Origin of the sequence: Mitsuaria sp. GD03876 (genome assembly GCF_029840635.1) — a bacterium.
In the GTDB taxonomy this organism is placed as follows: domain Bacteria; phylum Pseudomonadota; class Gammaproteobacteria; order Burkholderiales; family Burkholderiaceae_C; genus Roseateles.
The window spans coordinates 214,648-232,123 of the sequence record NZ_JAOCCU010000001.1 but is presented as its reverse complement, the minus strand read 5'-3'; the positions used below and the strand labels follow the sequence as shown (position 1 = coordinate 232,123).

The window sequence follows — 17,476 nt, the reverse complement described above, 5'->3', positions numbered from 1 at the left end:
GTCGTCTCCGTGGCACTCATGCGCGCTCCTTCGATCCTGGTGGGATGTGGGTCTCGGACCCGGGCGCGGCAAGGATGGCGCCGGCGCCGGGCAAACCGCGCAGCTTATCGCCGCGGTGGCGGGCGAGGGAGAGTCTCAAGCGCGGTTGCCGCAGCAGCTTATCCGCTTCGATTCGTTCCCGCGACGCGGGGGGCGGCCTACCCTTCGTCCATGTCGTCTAGCACGAGGGACCTCAAGACCCAGCCATGAACTGAACCTTGTCATCCGATGCGAGCAGCGCCCCGGCTTCGGCCGGGGCGTTTGTTTTTGGGGTCGCGACGACTGGAGTCGGTGGGCGTCGACGGGATCGGCATCGATACGGGTCAATGACGACCCGCGTGTCGAGGATCAATCTGTCGCCCCTCCCACCGCATCCACAGGACGGTCATGGTCAACGAAGCCCTCTATCAACGCGCCCTCGAGGTGGCGGACGAGCCGATGAGTCGCGAGCAACTCATCAATACGGCGTTGCGCTGGTTCATCGCCCGCCAGGCCCAGCTGCGCCTCGCGGCCATGGGCGGCATCGCGCCCCACTTGCCGGACATTCCGCGCCGCCGCCAAGATCCAGCGGACGAGGAAGCGCTGCAATGATGAAAGTCGTCGTGGACACCTCCGTCTGGATCGACCACTTCCGTCGCCACAACCCATCGCTGTTGGCGCTCCTCGAGTTGGACGTGATCCTCGCTCATCCCATGATCCTTGGCGAGCTCCGCTGCGGCTCACTGCCGGAGCCACGTGCCACGGCGCTCGCCACATTGGAGGATCTGGAACTGAGCGCTCCTGTCGACGTCGATGAGGTCATCGATCTGATCGAGGAGCAGCGCATCTTCGGCAAGGGTTGCGGACTGGTCGACCTCTCGCTGTTGATGTCGACCCTCAAGACCCCGGGGGCACAACTCTGGGCAGCCGACAGGCGACTGGCGGCGTTGGCCGGACGACTCGGTGTCGCGTATGTCGAGGCACCGCCAAGAGGGGCTCGGCCGGCGCCCGCCGCGCTCACCGCTGCATGCCCCACCGCCTGACCGTCGCGCGTTCGATGGTGCTGAAGACCAGCCGCTCGACCAGCCAGCCGATCAGGATCACCAGCGCCAGGCCGGCGAAGACGCGATCGGTCTGCAGTTCATTGCGGTTCTGGAAGATGTACCAGCCCAGCCCGCCCTGGCCCGACGAGGCGCCGAAGAACAGCTCCGCCGCGATCAGGGTCCGCCACGCGAAAGCCCAGCCCACGCGCAGCCCCGACAGGATCGACGGCAGCGCCGCCGGCAGCAGGATCTGCGCGACGTAGCGCGGTCCCGTCAGGCCGTAGTTCCGGCCGGCCATCCGCAGCGTCTCCGGCACCGACGCGAAGCCCGCCGACGCCGCCAGCGCCAGCGGCCACAGCACCGCGTGCACGAGCACGAACACCAGGCTCCCCGCGCCGAGCCCGAACCACAGCAGCGCCAGCGGCAGCAGCGCGATCGCCGGCAGCGGATTGAACATCGCCGTCAGGCTCGACAGCAGGTCCCGGCCCCAGCGCGACGAGGTCGCCAGCGCCGTCAGCCCCAACGCCAGCACGACGCCCAGCGCGTAGCCCTGCAGCAGCAGCTTCAGCGACAGGCCGGCCCGGAGCAGCAGCTCGCCGCCCGCCAGGCCTTCCCACAGCGCCCGCGCCGCGGCGCCGAAGGTGGGCAGCAGCAGGTCGTTGTCAGCCAGCCGGGCGGCGGTTTCCCACGACGCCGCCAGCAGCGCGAGCAACGCCGCCTGGCGCCAGGCGCTCGAGTCCAGCGCGCGACGCCACGGCGATGACGAGGCGGCCTCGGGCGGCACGTAGTCCGGGAGCGCGATCTCCCGCTCCTCACGCGGCGGCGGGGCAAGCGGCAGGGCGCTCGACGGACCGCCATTCCGCGGCGGCTCCAGCGGCCGCGCCGTCGGCAGCGCGGTGACGGTCATGCGGCACGCTCCTCGCCGAACAGCAACCGTTCGATTCGCTGTGCCTGCGCCGCGCGCTGCGCCGCCGTCAGGCCTTGCGCATTCAGCTCGGCGCGCACCCGGCCGGGATGCGGCGACAGCACCAGCACCCGGTGACCCACCAGCAAGGCTTCCTCGATCGAATGCGTCACGAACAGCAGCGTGAAGCGCTCCTGCTCCCACAGCGCGAGCAACTCGTCCTGCATGCGCCGGCGCGTCAGCGCGTCGAGCGCCGCGAAGGGCTCGTCCATCAGCAGCACCCGCGGCTTCATCGCCAGCGCCCGCGCGACCGCCACGCGCTGCTTCATGCCGCCCGACAGCTGGTGCGGATACGCCGACGCGAAGTCGGCCAGGCCCACGCGCGCCAGCCAGTCGCGCGCCCGCTCCAGCGCCTCCTGGCGCGGCGCCGAGCCCGACGCAACCTGCGGGAAAGCCACGTTCTCCAGCACCGTCTTCCACGGCGGCAGCTGGTCGAATTCCTGGAACACCGCGATGCGGTCCGGTCCCGGCCCGCTGACCGGCACGCCGTCGACGAGGATCCGGCCCTCCGCCGGCGCGACGAAGCCGCCCACCGCCTTCAGCAGCGACGACTTGCCGCAACCCGACGCGCCCAGCAGCACGAAACGCTCGGCCGGCAGCACGTCGAAGCCGACCCGGTGGGTGGCGCGCACGATGCCGCGCTCGCCGCGGTAGTCGAGGCTGACGCCGTCCACCCGCAACCGCACCCGCGACGCGTCGACCCGGGCATCCACCCCCTCGCAGGCCAGGCAGGCCTCGGCGGCCGGCACGGTGTCCTGCGCGTCAAGCCGCTCCAGCACCGCGCTCATGCTCAGCTCCCGCCCGCGTTGTGCGGGTCGTCGAAGAAGTAATCCCGCGCCGACGCCGGCTTGTTCTTGATCGCGCCGATCCGGTGCATGAAGGCCGCCAGCGCGTAGGTGTTCTGCGGCGTGATCTTGAACTGCACCTCCGGGTTCCTGATCACCTTCAGCAGCAGCTCCTTGGGCACCTTGGAGTTCTCGTTGCGGATGTAGATGTCGGCCGCGCGCTCCGGGTTCTTCGCGATGAAGTCGGCCGCCTCCGCCAGCGCGCCGATGAACGCCTGGTAGGTCTTCGGGTTGTCGCGCCGGAACTTCTCGGTCGTGTACAGCACCGTCGCCGACGCCGGCCCGCCCAGCACCTCGTAGCTGTTGAGCACGATGTGCACGTTCGGGTTGGCGGCCAGCCCCTGTTCCTGGAACGGCGGATTGCCGAAGTGCGCGTTGATCTCGGTGCCGCCCTTGATCAGTGCCGCGGTCGCCTCGGGATGCGGCAGGGCGACCTGCAGGCGGTCGAGCTTGTTGAACTGCGCGTCGCCCCAGCGCTTGGCCGAGGCCAGCTGCAGGATCCGCGACTGCACCGACACGCCCACCGCCGGCAGCGCGATGCGGTCCTTGTCGCCGAAGTCGTCGATCGTCTTGACCGCCGGATTGCTGCTCGTCAGGTAATAGGGGAAGTTGCCCAGCGAGGCGATGCCGCGCACGTTCTGGCGGCCCTGCGTCTTGTCCCACAGCGTCAGCAGCGGACCGACGCCCGCGCCGGCGATGTCGATGCTGCCGGACAGCAGCGCCTCGTTGATCGCCGGGCCGCCGGAGAGCTGCACGCGGTCGACCTGGATGTCGACGCCGGCGGCCTTGCCGTGTTTCTCGATCAGCTGCTGGTCCTGCGCGACGTTGAGCAGCAGGTAGACGATGCCGAATTGCTCGGCGATGCGGATCCGGCCTTCGGCGCGGGCGGGCAGCGCCGACAGCGCCAGGGCGCCGGCCAGCGCGCCGCTCATCAGCGCCTGGATCGTGGAACGCCGGGTGGGGTGAGCAAGGAGCTTCATGCGGGGACGTCGCCTTCGATGGTGGTGCGGTGGAGGTGGCGGCGCAGGTGCTCCGGGCAGCCGGCGGCCAGGTGCAGCAGCGAGCGGTTGTCCCAGAACACCAGGTCGTGCGGCAGCCAGCGGTGGCGGTAGACGATGCTCTTGCGGCTCGAGTGCTCGAACAGCTGGGCGAGCAGGTCGCGGCTTTCGTCCTCGGGCACGTCCAGGAGGCGCGTCGTGAAGTGCTCGCTGACGAACAGCGCGCGGCGCCCGGTCTCCGGGTGCGTGCGCACCACCGGCTGCGACACCGGCGCCACCTCGGCGATCTGCGCCGGCGTCAGCGCCGGCCGCCAGGGGTTGCGCGCGCGCAGTTCCTCATAGCGGGCCAGGTAGCTGTGCTCGGCGCGCTTGCCGGCGATCGCCGTCTTCAGCGCCAGCGGCAGGCCGTCATAGGCCAGGTGTTGGTTGGCGAACAGCGTGTCGCCGCCCTCGGCCGGCAGCTCCTGCGCATGCAGCAGCGAGCCGAGGCTGGGGCGCTCCTTGTAGGAGAGGTCCGAATGCCAGTACTGGCCCGCGTCGCCCAGGCCGACCGGCCGGCCTTCGGCGTCGCGAACGTTGGAGACCTGCAGGATCTCCGGATGGCCGGGCAGCTGGAAGTTGCGCAGCACGTGGATCTGCAGCGGGCCCCAGCGCCGGCTGAACGCGATGTGCTGGGCCGGGGTGATGCGCTGGTCGCGGAACACCAGCACGTGGTGGTCGAGGTGCGCCCGGTGCAGCCGGGCGAAGTCCCGGTCGTCCAGCGGCCGGGCGAGATCGAGGCCCAGCACCTCGGCGCCCAGCGGCGCGTCGAAGGCGCGGATCTCGAAGTCCTGCGGCGGGGCGTCGTCGGACAGGGCGGCCGAGAACGACGCGACGGGAACGACGGGCGCGGCGGACGGCGAGGCGGAGGAGGGCGCGGCGAGGGTGGTCATGGCGGCCGACTCTAGGCAGCGGCTTGGCAGGCCGGAACGAAGCTCCTGGCATGTCCTAGCAGGCTTTCCGCATATCCCGGCCGTTCATCCGCCATTCGCCCATCCGGCCTTGCGCGCCGCTCCTCACCCAGGGGATAGCCTTGTTTGCAATTCAGTTACACACACCTGCGTATAGTGACGCCCTTCCCTATCGGAAGCAGGGACAACGAATAAGGAGCGGGAGCCCCAATGAAACAAGTGATCTGCGTGAAGTGGGGAACCGCCTACGGCCCTGAATACGTCAACCGCCTGTACGGCATGCTGCGGCGGCACATCACCGGCGATTTCCGCCTGGTCTGCCTGACCGACAACGCCGAGGGCCTGCGCCCCGAGGTCGACGCCTACGACCTGCCCGAGCTGGGCTGCGAATGGCCCAAGCGGTCGATGGGCAAGTGGCGCAAGCTGGTCATGTGGAGCGCCGACATGGGCGAGAAGACCGGGCTGTCCGGCCCGGTGCTGTTCGTGGACCTGGACTCGGTGATCGTCGACAACATCGACGGCTACTTCAGCTACGGCAACCCCGACGACGTGATCCTGGCCCGCAACTGGGCCAAGCCGATGCAGCGCCTGGGCCAGACCTCGGTGTTCCGCTTCCCGGTCGGCAAGTACCCGCACATCATCGAGAAATTCCGCGCCAACCCGCAGGCCGTGGCCGACAAGCATGGCTTCGAGCAGCACTGGGTGACCGCGTCGGTGCCCGGCGGCATCAAGTTCTGGCCGCACCTGTGGACGCGCCATTTCCGGCTGCACTGCCTGCCGCCGTTCCCGCTGCGCTACTTCCGCACCGCCCGGCTGCCGGCCGGCGCGCGCATCGTGACCTTCCCCGGCGGCCCGAACCCGGCCGACGTGATGCTGGGCCGCTGGAACACCGAGGATCCGCCGCACGAGAAGCCCTGGGACCACTTCCGCGCGGCCTTCGCCGGCGGCGTCAAGCACCGCTGGCGCCACCTGCGCAGCTTCGTGCTGCCGCCCGCCTGGGTCGCCCAGCACTGGGTGGAGTAACCCCGCTGCTCCCGCTTGCGGGAGCGGGCCCGGAGGGTTGAGGGTCGTCGCTACTGCGGCACGCCTGGCCGCGCCAGGTCCTGGATCACTTCCAGCGCCGTCTTCACCTTGAACGGCTTGAGCATGATCCGCCGCACGTTGAGCTCCTTGTAGAGCTGCGCGGTGGACAGGTCGCAGGCCTCGGCCGTCAGCGCCACCGGCGTGCCGGCCGGGCAGCGCAGCGCCCCGGCGCGCACGCTCTGCAGCAGCGCCAGCGCGTCCAGCCCCTGGCCGATGTCCAGCAGCAGGCCGTCCATCGGCTGGTGCTCGAGCAGCCGGTGCGCCGCCTCGAGGCTGCTGGACTCGTGGACCTCGGCGATCTGCAGCTGGCGCGCGACCATCGCGACGGTGCGCCGGAACAACGAATGCGGATCGACCAGCAGCAGCTGGGGGTGGGTCGCGGCGGTCATGCGCGGGGCTCCTCGACGTCGGCCACCAGTTCCGACACCACCAGGTCGCGCAGGCTCATCAGGATGGCCAGGTCGGTGTCGTCCAGCGCGCGGCGGCGGCGGTCGATCAGGCACAGCGTGCCGATGCGCACGCCGGGGCGCACCTCCAGCGGCGCGCCCGCGTAGAAGCGGATGTGCGGCGGCCCCAGCACCATCGGGTTGTCGGCGAAGCGCGGATCCTGCGTCGCGTCGTTCACCACCATCACCTCGGAGACGTGGATCGCGTGCCCGCAGAAGCTGACGTCGCGGCCGGTCTCGCAGACCGCCAGGCCGAAGCGCGCCTTGAACCACTGGCGGTGGTCGTCGACCAGGCTGATCAAGGCGATCGGCACGCCGAACTCCTCGGCGGCGAACTCGACGATGCGGTCGAAGCGCTCTTCCGGCGGCGTGTCCAGGATCAGCAGCTCGCGCAGCGCCTGGATCCGTTCAGCCTCGTTCCCGGGAATCTGGGCGGTCATCATGGACGCGGGTCCTCCCACTCGATCCGATGCAGCCTAGCGGAGTTGCTCCCGGCTCGCCACCCGGCCCGCCCTTCGGAGGGAGCGTGGTCCTGCGCCGGACATCGGTTCCCGTTCTTTGCATATGCGTTATGCGAAATAAGCAAATGCTCAAACAATCGTTCCTGGAATAAGGACTTGTTGGCAAGCTGCGCAGCCCGACCCCAACGTCGCCGGCCCCCGCCTGCTTGCCCTGCCTGCCATGTCCAAGAACGCCGCTTCCACGACCCGCTCCCTGTTCTCCGTCTCCCGCCGCCAGGCGCTGATGCTGGCCGCCGCGGTCCCGCTGCTGGGCATGCCGGTACTGGCCTCGGCGCAGCAGGCGACGCTGCTGAACGTCTCGTACGACGTGGCGCGCGAGCTCTACAAGCAGGTCAACCCCGCCTTCGTCGCCGCCTACAAGGCCAAGACCGGCCAGACCGTCACGGTGAACCAGTCGCACGGCGGCTCGTCCAAGCAGATCGGCTCGGTGATCGGCGGCCTGGAGGCGGACGTGGTCACGATGAACCAGGCCACCGACGTCGACACGCTGGCCGAGAAGGGCCTGACCGGCGCCGACTGGCGCACCAAGTTCCCCAACGGCGCCGCGCCGTACAGCTCGACGATGCTGTTCCTGGTCCGCAAGGGCAATCCGAAGGGCATCAAGGACTGGGCCGACCTGGCCCGTCCCGGCGTCTCGGTGATCATTCCCAACCCCAAGGTCACCGGCAACGGCCGCTACGGCTACCTGGCCGCCTGGGGCAGCGTCGTCGCCAAGGGCGGCACGGACGCGCAGGCCAAGGACTTCGTCACCAAGGTGCTGGCCAACGTGCCGGTGCTGGACGGCGGCGGCCGCGGCGCCACCACCACCTTCACCCAGCGTGGCATCGGCGACGTGCTGCTGACCTTCGAGTCCGAGGCCGAGCTGATCGAGAACGAGTTCGGCAAGGGCAACTTCGAGGTCGTCGCGCCCAGCATCTCCATCGAGGCCGACGCCCCGGTGGCGGTGGTCGACAAGGTGGTCGCCAAGAAGGGCTCGGCCGCGCTGGCCAAGGCCTACCTGGACTTCCTGTGGACGCCGGAAGGCCAGGAAATCATCGCCCAGAACAACTTCCGCCCGCGCGACGCGGCGGTCTTCAAGAAGCACGAGAAGCGCTTCGCGCCGATCAAGCTGTTCAGCGTCGACCAGACGCTGGGCGGCTGGGCCAAGGTCGGCAAGACGCACTTCGCCGACGGCGGCACCTACGACCAGATCATGGCCGCCCGCCGCTGAAGATGCCGATGCGCCGCCCCCGGCGGCGCTGCTAGGCTGCGCCGACCCGATTCCCGCCGACTTTCACGCCCCCCGACCCGAATGAACACCGCCGTGCTCCCCGCCGCGCAGGCCGCCCCGGCGCCCGCCCGCAAGCGACGCCGCGTGCTGCCCGGCTTCGCGCCGACGCTGGGCTTCACGCTCTTCTACCTGTCGCTGCTGGTGCTGATCCCGCTGTGCGCGGTGTTCCTGAAGTCCGCCGGCCACGGCGCCGAGGCCTTCTGGGCCGCGGCGACCTCGCCGCGCGTGCTGGCCTCGTACCGGCTGAGCTTCGGCGCGGCGCTGCTGGGCGCGTTCATCAACGTGATCTTCGGCTTCATCCTGGCCTGGTCGCTGGTGCGCTACGACTTCTTCGGCAAGAAGCTGGTGGACGCGCTGATCGACCTGCCCTTCGCGCTGCCCACCGCGGTGGCCGGCATCGCGCTGACCGCGCTGTACGCGCCCAACGGCTGGATGGGCAAGTGGCTGGAGCCGCTGGGCATCAAGGTGGCGTTCACGCCGCTGGGCGTGCTGGTGGCGCTGATCTTCATCGGACTGCCTTTCGTCGTGCGCACGGTGCAGCCGGTGCTCGAGGACCTGGACACCGAGCTGGAGGAAGCCGCCGCCTCGCTGGGCGCGCACCGCTGGCAAGCCTTCCGCCTGGTGGTGCTGCCGATGCTGACGCCGGCGCTGCTGACCGGCTTCGCGCTGGCCTTCGCGCGCGCGGTCGGCGAGTACGGCTCGGTGATCTTCATCGCCGGCAACATGCCGATGGTCAGCGAGATCACCCCGCTGATGATCATCACCAAGCTCGAGCAGTACGACTACGTCGGCGCCACCGCGATCGCGGTGGTGATGCTGGTGTTCTCGTTCCTGCTGCTGCTGGGCATCAACGGCCTGCAGGCCTGGAGCCTGCGCCGCAACGGTCTGGACGGGAGGCGCTGAGATGGCCGGATCCGCCGCTTCCCTCGGCCGCGCCCGCGGCGCCGGCCACTACCAGGGCAACCCCGCCACCGCGGAAAAGCGCTGGGTGCGCTGGACGCTGCTGACGCTGGGCCTCGGGTTCTTCGCGCTGTTCCTGCTGATGCCGCTCGCCGCGGTCTTCACCGAGGCGCTGCGCAAGGGCTGGGACACCTACCTGGCCTCGCTCATCGAGCCCGACGCCGTCTCCGCGATCAAGCTGACGCTGCTGGCCGCGGCGATCTCGGTGCCGCTGAACATCGTCTTCGGCGTCAGCGCCGCCTGGGCCATCACCAAGCACGACTTCCGCGGCAAGCAGCTGCTGATCACGCTGATCGACCTGCCGTTCTCGGTGTCGCCGGTGGTCGCGGGCCTGATCTACGTGCTGATCTTCGGCGCGCAGGGCTGGTTCGGCCCCTGGCTGGCCGAGCACGACATCAAGATCATCTTCGCCGTGCCCGGCATCGTGCTGGCCACCGTGTTCGTGACCTTCCCCTTCGTCGCGCGCGAGCTGATCCCGCTGATGCAGGCCCAAGGCCGCGACGAGGAAGAGGCCGCCACCGTGCTCGGCGCCAGCGGCTTCCGCACCTTCTGGCATGTGACGCTGCCCAACATCAAGTGGGGCCTGCTCTACGGCGTGATCCTGTGCAACGCGCGCGCCTTCGGCGAATTCGGCGCGGTGTCGGTGGTCTCGGGTCACATCCGCGGCCAGACCAACACGCTGCCGCTGCAGGTCGAGATCCTCTACAACGAATATCAGTTCGCCGCCGCCTTCGCGGTGGCCTCGCTGCTGGCGCTGCTGGCGCTGGTCACGCTCGGCCTGAAGCAGTTCATCGAGTGGCAAGCGACGCGCAGCATCGTGAAGGAAGAAGCATGAGCATCCAGGTCCGCAACATCCACAAGTCCTTCGGCAGCTTCACCGCGCTGGGCGACGTCAGCCTGGACTTCCCCACCGGCGAGCTGACCGCGCTGCTGGGCCCGTCGGGCTGCGGCAAGACGACGCTGCTGCGCATCATCGCGGGGCTGGAGACCGCCGACCGCGGCCAGGTGCTGCTGGACGGCGCCGACGCGTCGGACACGCACGTGCGCGAGCGCGAGGTCGGTTTCGTGTTCCAGCACTACGCGCTGTTCCGCCACATGACGGTGTTCGACAACGTCGCCTTCGGCCTGCGGGTCAAGCCGCGCAAGCAGCGCCCGTCCGAATCGGAGATCAAGCGCAAGGTGCACGAGCTGCTGCAGCTGGTGCAGCTGGACTGGCTGGCCGACCGCTATCCGCCGCAGCTCTCCGGCGGCCAGCGCCAGCGCATCGCGCTGGCCCGCGCGCTGGCGGTGGAGCCGCGGGTGCTGCTGTTGGACGAGCCCTTCGGCGCGCTCGACGCCAAGGTCCGCAAGGAGCTGCGCCGCTGGCTGCGCCGGCTGCACGACGAGCTGCACATCACCAGCATCTTCGTCACCCACGACCAGGAAGAGGCGCTGGAAGTCGCCGATCGCGTCGTGCTGATGGACCACGGCCGCGTGGAGCAGGTCGGCTCGCCGACCGAGGTCTACCAGCGTCCGGCGACGCCTTTCGTCTACGGCTTCCTCGGCGCGGTCAACCGCTTCGAGGGCCGCGTCGACAGTGGCATCGTGCGCGTCGGCGACCAGACGCTGGCGCAGGGCGCCGCGGCGACGATCGAAGGCGCCTCGCACGGCCTGGTGCAGGCCTACGCGCGTCCGCATGAGCTGACCATCATCCCGACGCAGGACGCGCCGGGGCTGCCGGCCACCGTCGAACGCGTGCTGGCCTTCGGCGCCGCCGCGCGCGTCGAGCTGCGCGGCGCGCAGGGCGAGCACCTGGAAGCCGAGCTCAGCCGCGAGCAGGCCGAGGCGCTGCAACTCGCAGCCGGCCAGCAGGTGCGGCTGCAGGCCTCGCGCCTGAGCCTGTTCGGCATCGACCAGGCGGCCTGACAAGAACCACCCCTACCGGCTTCGCCAGCCCCTCGAGGGGCGGGCCCAGCGGCCCCGCGCGGAGATTGACGATGGGGATGCCCACATGAACCTGCAACAGTTGCGCATCGTCCGGGAGGCGGTGCAGCAGAACTTCAACCTGACCGAGGTGGCGGCGGCGCTGTTCACGTCGCAGTCGGGTGTCAGCAAGCACATCAAGGACCTGGAGGACGAGCTCGGCGTCGAGCTCTTCCAGCGCCGCGGCAAGCGGCTGCTCGGGCTGACCGAGCCGGGCAAGGAGCTGGCGGTCGTCGTCGACCGGATGCTGCAGGACGTGCGCAACATCAAGCGGCTGGCGCAGCAGTTCAGCAGCGCGGACCAGGGCCAGCTGACGATCGCGACCACGCACACGCAGGCGCGCTACGCGCTGCCGCAGGTGGTGGCGCGCTTCAAGGCGGCCTATCCGCGGGTCCACCTGGTGCTGCACCAGGGCAGCCCGTCGGAGATCGTCTCGCTGCTGCAGTCCGGCGAGGCCGACATCGGCATCGCCACCGAGGCGCTCGGCAAGGACGACGCCTTCGTCACCTTCCCGTTCTACGAATGGCGGCACGCCGTCGTCGTGCCCGAGGGCCATCCGCTGACGACGCAGCCGCTGACGCTGGACGCGCTGGCCGAGCAGCCGCTGATCACGTACCACGAGGGCTACACCGGGCGAGCGCGCATCGACGCGAGCTTCGCCGCCGCGGGACTGGCGCCGGACCTGGTGATGTCGGCGCTGGACGCGGACGTGATCAAGACCTACGTGCAGGTGGGCCTGGGCGTCGGCGTGATCGCGGCGATGGCCTTCGAGCCGACGCGCGACGCGGGCCTGCGCCTGATCGACGCGAGCCACCTGTTCCCGCCGAACACCACGCGCATCGCGCTCAAGCGCGGCCACTACCTGCGGGGCTTCGCCTATCGCTTCCTGCAGGAGTGCGTGGCCGAGCTCACCGAGGACGCGGTGCGCGAGGCGATGGACCCGGACGCCTGACAGGCGAGGGCTCGTCGGCCGCGCGACGCGCGCGGGCCGAGGGCGGCGCGGCATCGCGCCGCGCGTGGTTTGCACATGCGCCGGCCGCGGGATTGCTTATCGATATTTGTTGGAGGACATCGCGGGCGCGGATTCGAATAATCAATCCGCATAAGCAAATCCATGAGCCTGTCGCCGCCGCGCGGCGGGCCTCAGCCCCCCGACGATGAACTTCCAACAGCTCCGATCCGTCCGCGAGGCCCAGCGCCGCAACTTCAACCTGACCGAGGTGGCGCAGGCGCTGCACACCTCGCAGCCCGGCGTGAGCCGGCAGATCCGCGAGCTCGAGGACGAGCTCGGCATCGACATCTTCGTGCGCGCCGGCAAGCGCCTGACCGGCCTGACCGAGCCGGGCCGCAACGTGATGCCGATCGTCGAGCGGCTGCTGCGCGAGGCCGAGAACCTGCGCCGCGCCGGCGAGGACTTCGCCCGCGCCGACAGCGGCCACCTGCGCATCGCCGCCACGCACAGCCAGGCGCGCTACGCGCTGCCGCCGGCGGTGCGCGACTTCCGCGACTCGCACCCCGAGGTCAGCCTGCAGTTCACGCAGGGCTCGCCGCAGCAGGTCGCGCGGCTGCTGATCGACGGCGAAGCCGACATCGGCATCGCCACCGAGGCGCTCGCGCTGCATCCGCAGCTGCTGACGCTGCCGTGCTACCGCTGGACCCACACGGTGCTGGTGCCGCCTGGCCATCCGCTGGAGGCCGAGGCCAACGCCGGCACGCCGCTGACGCTGGAGCGGCTGGCGCAGTTCCCGGTCATCACCTACGAGACCGGCTACACCGGCCGCTCGCACATCGACGACGCGTTCGCCAAGGCGGGGCTGGATCTCGACGTGGTGCTGGTCGCGATGGACGCGGACGTGATCAAGACCTACGTCGAGCTGGGCCTGGGCGTGGGCATCGTCGCGGCGATCGCCTACGACGAGGAGCGCGACCGCCACCTGCGCGCGATCGACGCGCGCCATCTCTTCGCCGACAACCTGACGCGGCTGGCGGTGCGGCGCGACGCCTACCTGCGCGACTACGTCTACGCGTTCATCGAGACCTTCGCGCCGCCGCTCACGCGCGACCTGGTCGAGCAGGCGCGCGTGGCGCCCGGCGGCTCGGACTGAGTCGGGCCATCGACGACGACGACGTCGTCGACCGCGGGGGTGCCGAAAGAATTTCCGCATGTGCATCCTCGCGGTGCACGACAAAGCAAAGCTGAATCGATTGGTTCTTCCCGCGAGGGCCGCTTCCTAGAGTGACGGGCTCCCCTGATCACTCCCACAAGGAAGTCACTTGAAGCCCTTCGTCGCGCCCGCGGTCCGCCTCACCCGGACGGCCGCCACGCTGGTGGCCGCGCTCGCCGCCGCTTATCCCCTCACCGCCGCCTTCGCGCAGGAGACCGCGCCCGCCAAGGCCGCGGCCTCCGCCGCCGAGCAGCCGGCGCCCGCCAAGGACCCCGCGGCCAAGGACGCGCCGCTGCCGTCGGTGGTGGTCACCGGCTCGCGCATCTCGCGCGTCAGCAGCGAGGGGCCGAGCCCGGTCACCGTGATCAAGTCGGAAGACCTGGACCGCCTCGGCTACAAGAACGTCTCCGACGCGCTGAGCAACCTGACCGAGAACACCGGCTTCACGCAGGGCGAGGACTTCGGCAACACCTTCACGCCGGCGGCCAACGCGATCAGCCTGCGCGGGCTCGGGCCCAACCACACGCTGGTGCTGGTCAACGGCCGGCGCGTCGCCGACTACCCCACCGCCTACGAGGGCTCGGTCAACTTCGTCAACATCGCCAACATCCCGTCGGCGCTGATCGACCGCATCGAGGTGCTCAGCGGCGGCGCGTCGTCCGTCTACGGCTCGGACGCGATCGCCGGCGTGGTCAACATCGTGCTGAAGAAACACGTCGACGGCGTCACCGTGAACCTGCGCGCCGGCGGCACGCAGCGCGGCGGCGGCGAGAACGCCCGCGCGCAGATCACCGGCGGCTTCGACGCCGGCCCGGTGCAGGGCGTGTGGGGCGTGGAGCTGAGCGGCCGCGAGCCGATCTGGAGCCGCCAGCGCGACTTCATGGCCGATTCCACGCTCAAGGGCGCGGCGCCGACGGCGGTCATCGGCCGCCGCGACGCGACCACCGGCAAGTACCTGACGCCGGCCGACGGCTGCGCCGGCGCGACCGGGCTCTTCGAGGGCTCGACCAGCGCCTACACCGGCAAGACCGGCACCTTCTGCGGCAGCGGCCGCGCGTCGCCGAGCTTCTGGACCACGCAGACCGGCAACCGCAGCGCGCAGGCGGCGGGGCAGCTGACCTGGCAGGTCCACCCCGGGCTGGAGCTGTTCGCCGAGGGCCAGTTCGGCTGGGCGCGGACCGAGAACAACACCCGCGGCCCGAGCTGGACTTCCGAGGTCACCGGCAAGAGTTACTTCCGCAACGCGCGCACCGGCCTGCTCGAGACCTGGACGCGGCGCTTCGCGCCCGAGGAGCTGGGCGGCGTCGACCGCTTCAACCGCAAGTGGCAGGACGCGACGCACAACGTCGCCGTCGGCGCGCGCGGCGAGCTGGCCGGCAGCTGGACCTACGAGGTCGCCGCCAACAGCTCGTACTACCTGAACCGCACGACGACGCCGCGGCTGCTGTCGGGCATCGACCAGCTGCTGCTGGGCCCCAAGCTCGGCACCGAGTCGGACGGCACGGCGATCTACTCGGCCGATCCGGCGCGGCTGTTCCGGCCGCTGACCCAGGCGGAGATCGACAGCGTCACCGGCCGCAGCTGGACGCGCAACGCGAGCTGGAGCCAGCAGCTGAGCGCCACGGCCAGCGGCGAGTGGTTCTCGCTGCCCGGCGGTCCGGTGAAGGCGGCGGCGGTGGCCGAAGCCGGCACGCAGGGCTTCCGCAACGAGGCCGACCCGCGGCTGGGCACCGACGTCTTCTACAACACCAGCACCTCGCCGGCGGTGCGCGGCACGCGCGACCGGCTGGCGCTGGGCGGCGAGCTGAACGCGCCGATCACGAAGCAGCTGACGGCCACGCTGGCCGCGCGCCATGACCGCTACAACTTCGCCGGCCGCCACGACGGCAGCACGACCTACAACGCGGGCCTGGAGTTCCGGCCGCTGGCGTCGCTGCTGCTGCGCGCGCAGCACGCGACCAGCTTCCGCGCGCCGGACATGAATTACATCTTCGCGCAGCAGACCAAGGGCTATTACTCGTCGTCGACGGACTACTACCGTTGCGCGCAGGCGGGACAGCCGCTGTCGAGCTGCGACTTCGCCAACGTCTCGCCTGGCTTCAACTACGTGCGCACCGGCTCGTCGGACCTGAAGTCCGAGCGCGGCCGTTCGTGGGGCGTGGGCGCGGTGTGGCAGCCGGCGGCGTCGTTCGACCTGTCGGTGGACCTGTGGAAGATCGCGATCCGTGACCTGGTGACCGACCTGAGCGCCGACGGCGTGCTGCGCACCGAGGCGGACTGCCGCGCCGGGGCGAAGGACATCGGCTCGCCGACCTGCCAGGACGCGATCGCGCGGGTGCGCCGCAATCCGCTGGACGCGCTGGTGCGCCCGGGCGAGGTGGCGGAGATCCGCGTCAATCCGATCAACGCGGCCAGCGAGTCGACCTGGGGCATCGACGTCGGCACGCGCTACAGCTGGTCGACCGAGGGCTGGGGCCGCTGGAGCGTGGACGCGAAGTACACGAAGGTGAAGAGCTTCCGCTACCAGCAGTTCGCGGGCGACTCGAACGACAACGTCGTGGGCACGCGCGACTTCGGCGACTGGCCAAGCCGGCTCAACGCCAGCCTGAACTGGCGCATCGGCGACTGGTCGCACACGATCGCCACGCAGCGCAACGGCCGCATTCCCGGCGAGGAGCGCGGCGCCTGGGCGGGCCCGTACTGGAACGTCAACGCCAGCACGGCCTGGCAGCTGGCCAAGAACACGCGCGTCAGCGTGATCGTCAACAACGTGTTCGACAAGGTCCGCCGCGACCCGAGCGCGACCTGGCCGTATTACCCGGTGGGCTACTACCTGCCGCATGGCCGCCAGGGCTGGATCGAGCTGGAGCACCGCTTCGGCGGCTGATCCGGGGGTTCCGACCGCCGGCGCGACCGTGCCCCGGCGTTGGGCCGTTCCTCACGAGGGAACGGCCCCTTTTCATTGCGGCTCGCCCCTGGCCCGCGATCCCGATGCCGGCGTGCAAAGCTAAGCAGAACTTCTTGGTTCCGTTCCAATGTGGGCTTGCCTACATTGGGCGCTCCCCCAACCCCTCGTCATGAGAACCATCCCGTGAACGTCATTCGCCGCTCCGTCTCGCTGCTCGCCACCGCCGCCTTGCTGGGTGGGGCGCTGATGCCCCTGGCCCATGCGCAGGGCGCGGTCACGCTGCTCAATGTCTCGTACGACCCGACGCGCGAGCTGTACCAGGACTTCAACGCGGCGTTCGCCAAGTACTGGAAGGCCAAGACCGGCGAGACGGTGACGGTGAAGAACTCGCATGGCGGCTCGGGCAAGCAGGCGCGCTCGGTGATCGACGGGTTGGACGCGGACGTGGTGACGCTGGCGCTGGCCTACGACATCGACGCGCTGCACGACCACGGCAAGCTGTTGCCGGCGGACTGGCAGAAGCGCCTGCCGAGCAACGCGTCGCCGTACACCTCGACGATCGTGTTCCTGGTGCGCAAGGGCAATCCGAAGCACATCAACGACTGGCCGGACCTGGCGCGCAGCGGCATCGACGTGATCACGCCGAACCCGAAGACCTCGGGCGGCGCGCGCTGGAACTACCTGGCGGCCTGGGCGTATTCGCTCAAGCAGCCGGGCGGCAACGCGGACTCGGCCAAGGCCTTCGTCAAGCGGATCTATGCCAACACCAAGGTGCTGGACTCGGGCGCGCGCGGCGCGACGACGACCTTCGTCGAGCGTGGCATCGGCGACGTGCTGATCGCCTGGGAGAACGAGGCTTACCTGGCGGTGAAGGAGCTGGGACCGGACAAGGTGCAGATCGTGACGCCGAGCCTGTCGATCCTGGCGGAGCCGCCGGTGTCGGTGGTGGACAAGACGGTGGACAAGAAGGGCACGCGCAAGGTGGCGCAGGCCTACCTGGAGTACCTGTATTCGCCGGAAGGGCAGGAGATCGCCGCGAAGAACTATTACCGGCCGCGCGATCCGAAGGTGGCGGCGAAGTACGCCAAGCAGTTCGCGCCGGTGAAGCTGGTGACGATCGACGAGGTCTTCGGCGGCTGGCGCAACGCGCAGAAGACGCACTTCGACGACGGCGGCGTCTTCGACCAGATCAACACGGCGCGCTGAGTCCCGCGGGGACCGCGCCACACGCTTTCAACGTTTGTCTCCTCGGTCGATCTCGGGCGCGGCGTTAGCCGCGTCAAAGGCAACCTGACCGTTCGCTCCGTGCGAGCAGCCCCGCTGGCCACAAGCCGGCGGGGCTT

At 70.0% G+C, this 17,476-nt stretch carries 17 protein-coding genes; 11 read left to right on the top strand and 6 right to left on the bottom strand.

Annotated elements, in window-relative coordinates; all coding sequences use genetic code 11:
* Positions 1 to 426 precede the first annotated feature (426 nt).
* Positions 427 to 630 (top strand): type II toxin-antitoxin system VapB family antitoxin, encoded by a 204-nt coding sequence (locus N5D62_RS01095; RefSeq protein ID WP_279755499.1) that lies wholly within the window; start codon positions 427 to 429, stop codon positions 628 to 630.
* Positions 627 to 1,061 carry a type II toxin-antitoxin system VapC family toxin gene (locus tag N5D62_RS01090; RefSeq protein WP_279755498.1) on the top strand — a complete coding sequence of 145 codons (435 nt, stop codon included), beginning with the start codon at positions 627 to 629 and terminating at the stop codon, positions 1,059 to 1,061. Before N5D62_RS01095 ends, N5D62_RS01090 begins: the two co-directional genes overlap by 4 nt.
* On the opposite strand, the gene N5D62_RS01085 is transcribed toward N5D62_RS01090, so the two are convergent.
* From N5D62_RS01085 to N5D62_RS01070, 4 genes are read right to left on the bottom strand one after another with little or no spacing between them, the layout of a single operon-like run.
* The gene (locus tag N5D62_RS01085) at positions 1,036 to 1,968 is read right to left on the bottom strand and encodes an ABC transporter permease (RefSeq protein ID WP_279755496.1); all 933 of its coding nucleotides are present in this window, start codon (positions 1,966 to 1,968) and stop codon (positions 1,036 to 1,038) included. The genes N5D62_RS01090 and N5D62_RS01085 overlap by 26 nt on opposite strands.
* A complete protein-coding gene (locus N5D62_RS01080) occupies positions 1,965 to 2,813 on the bottom strand; it encodes an ABC transporter ATP-binding protein (protein ID WP_279755495.1) in 849 nt (282 codons plus the stop codon). The genes N5D62_RS01085 and N5D62_RS01080 overlap by 4 nt, the downstream gene beginning before the upstream one ends.
* Before the next feature lie 2 nt (positions 2,814 to 2,815).
* Positions 2,816 to 3,802, bottom strand: a complete 987-nt coding sequence (locus tag N5D62_RS01075) for an ABC transporter substrate-binding protein (RefSeq protein ID WP_279755608.1) — start codon at positions 3,800 to 3,802, stop codon at positions 2,816 to 2,818.
* Between the two features lie 44 nt (positions 3,803 to 3,846).
* Positions 3,847 to 4,800, bottom strand: coding sequence for a TauD/TfdA family dioxygenase (locus N5D62_RS01070; protein WP_279755494.1), 954 nt, complete (start codon positions 4,798 to 4,800; stop codon positions 3,847 to 3,849).
* 228 nt (positions 4,801 to 5,028) lie between these two features.
* Here N5D62_RS01070 and N5D62_RS01065 point away from each other — a divergent pair, with 228 nt between their 5' ends.
* Entirely contained in the window at positions 5,029 to 5,841 is an 813-nt protein-coding gene (locus N5D62_RS01065) for a glycosyl transferase (RefSeq protein ID WP_279755493.1), read from the top strand.
* Positions 5,842 to 5,891: 50 nt separating this feature from the next.
* Here the strand turns inward: N5D62_RS01065 and N5D62_RS01060 are convergent, their stop codons facing one another.
* Both N5D62_RS01060 and N5D62_RS01055 read right to left on the bottom strand, forming a co-directional pair.
* Complete coding sequence (locus N5D62_RS01060; RefSeq protein WP_279755491.1) at positions 5,892 to 6,290, bottom strand: response regulator; 399 nt, start codon at positions 6,288 to 6,290, stop codon at positions 5,892 to 5,894.
* A complete protein-coding gene (locus tag N5D62_RS01055; RefSeq protein ID WP_279755490.1) occupies positions 6,287 to 6,790 on the bottom strand; it encodes a GAF domain-containing protein in 504 nt (167 codons plus the stop codon). Before N5D62_RS01055 ends, N5D62_RS01060 begins: the two co-directional genes overlap by 4 nt.
* Positions 6,791 to 7,091: 301 nt before the next feature.
* Here N5D62_RS01055 and N5D62_RS01050 point away from each other — a divergent pair, with 301 nt between their 5' ends.
* The 8 genes from N5D62_RS01050 (at position 7,092) to N5D62_RS01015 (ending at position 17,339) form a co-directional block, all read left to right on the top strand.
* Positions 7,092 to 8,078 (top strand): sulfate ABC transporter substrate-binding protein, encoded by a 987-nt coding sequence (locus tag N5D62_RS01050; RefSeq protein ID WP_279755607.1) that lies wholly within the window; start codon positions 7,092 to 7,094, stop codon positions 8,076 to 8,078.
* A gap of 81 nt (positions 8,079 to 8,159) precedes the next feature.
* On the top strand, positions 8,160 to 9,041 hold the full coding sequence (gene cysT, locus N5D62_RS01045) for a sulfate ABC transporter permease subunit CysT (protein ID WP_279755489.1): 882 nt from the start codon (positions 8,160 to 8,162) through the stop codon (positions 9,039 to 9,041).
* Position 9,042: 1 nt separating this feature from the next.
* Positions 9,043 to 9,933 (top strand): sulfate ABC transporter permease subunit CysW, encoded by an 891-nt coding sequence (cysW, locus tag N5D62_RS01040; RefSeq protein WP_279755488.1) that lies wholly within the window; start codon positions 9,043 to 9,045, stop codon positions 9,931 to 9,933.
* Entirely contained in the window at positions 9,930 to 11,003 is a 1,074-nt protein-coding gene (locus N5D62_RS01035; protein ID WP_279755487.1) for a sulfate ABC transporter ATP-binding protein, read from the top strand. The genes cysW and N5D62_RS01035 overlap by 4 nt, the downstream gene beginning before the upstream one ends.
* Positions 11,004 to 11,088: 85 nt before the next feature.
* Positions 11,089 to 12,012: a CysB family HTH-type transcriptional regulator gene (locus N5D62_RS01030; protein ID WP_279755486.1), complete on the top strand. Its 924-nt coding sequence runs from the start codon at positions 11,089 to 11,091 to the stop codon at positions 12,010 to 12,012.
* Between the two features lie 205 nt (positions 12,013 to 12,217).
* Positions 12,218 to 13,165, top strand: a complete 948-nt coding sequence (locus tag N5D62_RS01025) for a CysB family HTH-type transcriptional regulator (protein ID WP_279755485.1) — start codon at positions 12,218 to 12,220, stop codon at positions 13,163 to 13,165.
* Positions 13,166 to 13,334: 169 nt separating this feature from the next.
* The gene (locus N5D62_RS01020; RefSeq protein ID WP_279755484.1) at positions 13,335 to 16,112 is read left to right on the top strand and encodes a TonB-dependent receptor; all 2,778 of its coding nucleotides are present in this window, start codon (positions 13,335 to 13,337) and stop codon (positions 16,110 to 16,112) included.
* Positions 16,113 to 16,379: 267 nt separating this feature from the next.
* Positions 16,380 to 17,339 (top strand): sulfate ABC transporter substrate-binding protein, encoded by a 960-nt coding sequence (locus N5D62_RS01015; protein WP_279755606.1) that lies wholly within the window; start codon positions 16,380 to 16,382, stop codon positions 17,337 to 17,339.
* Positions 17,340 to 17,476 lie beyond the last annotated feature (137 nt).

Coding starts and splice junctions, on each gene's coding strand:
- N5D62_RS01095 (WP_279755499.1), top strand. CDS start 427: ATGGTCAACGAAGCCCTCTATCAACGCGCCCTCGAGGTGGCGGACGAG.
- N5D62_RS01090 (WP_279755498.1), top strand. CDS start 627: ATGATGAAAGTCGTCGTGGACACCTCCGTCTGGATCGACCACTTCCGT.
- N5D62_RS01085 (WP_279755496.1), bottom strand. CDS start 1,968: ATGACCGTCACCGCGCTGCCGACGGCGCGGCCGCTGGAGCCGCCGCGG.
- N5D62_RS01080 (WP_279755495.1), bottom strand. CDS start 2,813: ATGAGCGCGGTGCTGGAGCGGCTTGACGCGCAGGACACCGTGCCGGCC.
- N5D62_RS01075 (WP_279755608.1), bottom strand. CDS start 3,802: ATGAGCGGCGCGCTGGCCGGCGCCCTGGCGCTGTCGGCGCTGCCCGCC.
- N5D62_RS01070 (WP_279755494.1), bottom strand. CDS start 4,800: ATGACCACCCTCGCCGCGCCCTCCTCCGCCTCGCCGTCCGCCGCGCCC.
- N5D62_RS01065 (WP_279755493.1), top strand. CDS start 5,029: ATGAAACAAGTGATCTGCGTGAAGTGGGGAACCGCCTACGGCCCTGAA.
- N5D62_RS01060 (WP_279755491.1), bottom strand. CDS start 6,290: ATGACCGCCGCGACCCACCCCCAGCTGCTGCTGGTCGATCCGCATTCG.
- N5D62_RS01055 (WP_279755490.1), bottom strand. CDS start 6,790: ATGATGACCGCCCAGATTCCCGGGAACGAGGCTGAACGGATCCAGGCG.
- N5D62_RS01050 (WP_279755607.1), top strand. CDS start 7,092: ATGCTGGCCGCCGCGGTCCCGCTGCTGGGCATGCCGGTACTGGCCTCG.
- cysT (WP_279755489.1), top strand. CDS start 8,160: ATGAACACCGCCGTGCTCCCCGCCGCGCAGGCCGCCCCGGCGCCCGCC.
- cysW (WP_279755488.1), top strand. CDS start 9,043: ATGGCCGGATCCGCCGCTTCCCTCGGCCGCGCCCGCGGCGCCGGCCAC.
- N5D62_RS01035 (WP_279755487.1), top strand. CDS start 9,930: ATGAGCATCCAGGTCCGCAACATCCACAAGTCCTTCGGCAGCTTCACC.
- N5D62_RS01030 (WP_279755486.1), top strand. CDS start 11,089: ATGAACCTGCAACAGTTGCGCATCGTCCGGGAGGCGGTGCAGCAGAAC.
- N5D62_RS01025 (WP_279755485.1), top strand. CDS start 12,218: ATGAACTTCCAACAGCTCCGATCCGTCCGCGAGGCCCAGCGCCGCAAC.
- N5D62_RS01015 (WP_279755606.1), top strand. CDS start 16,380: ATGCCCCTGGCCCATGCGCAGGGCGCGGTCACGCTGCTCAATGTCTCG.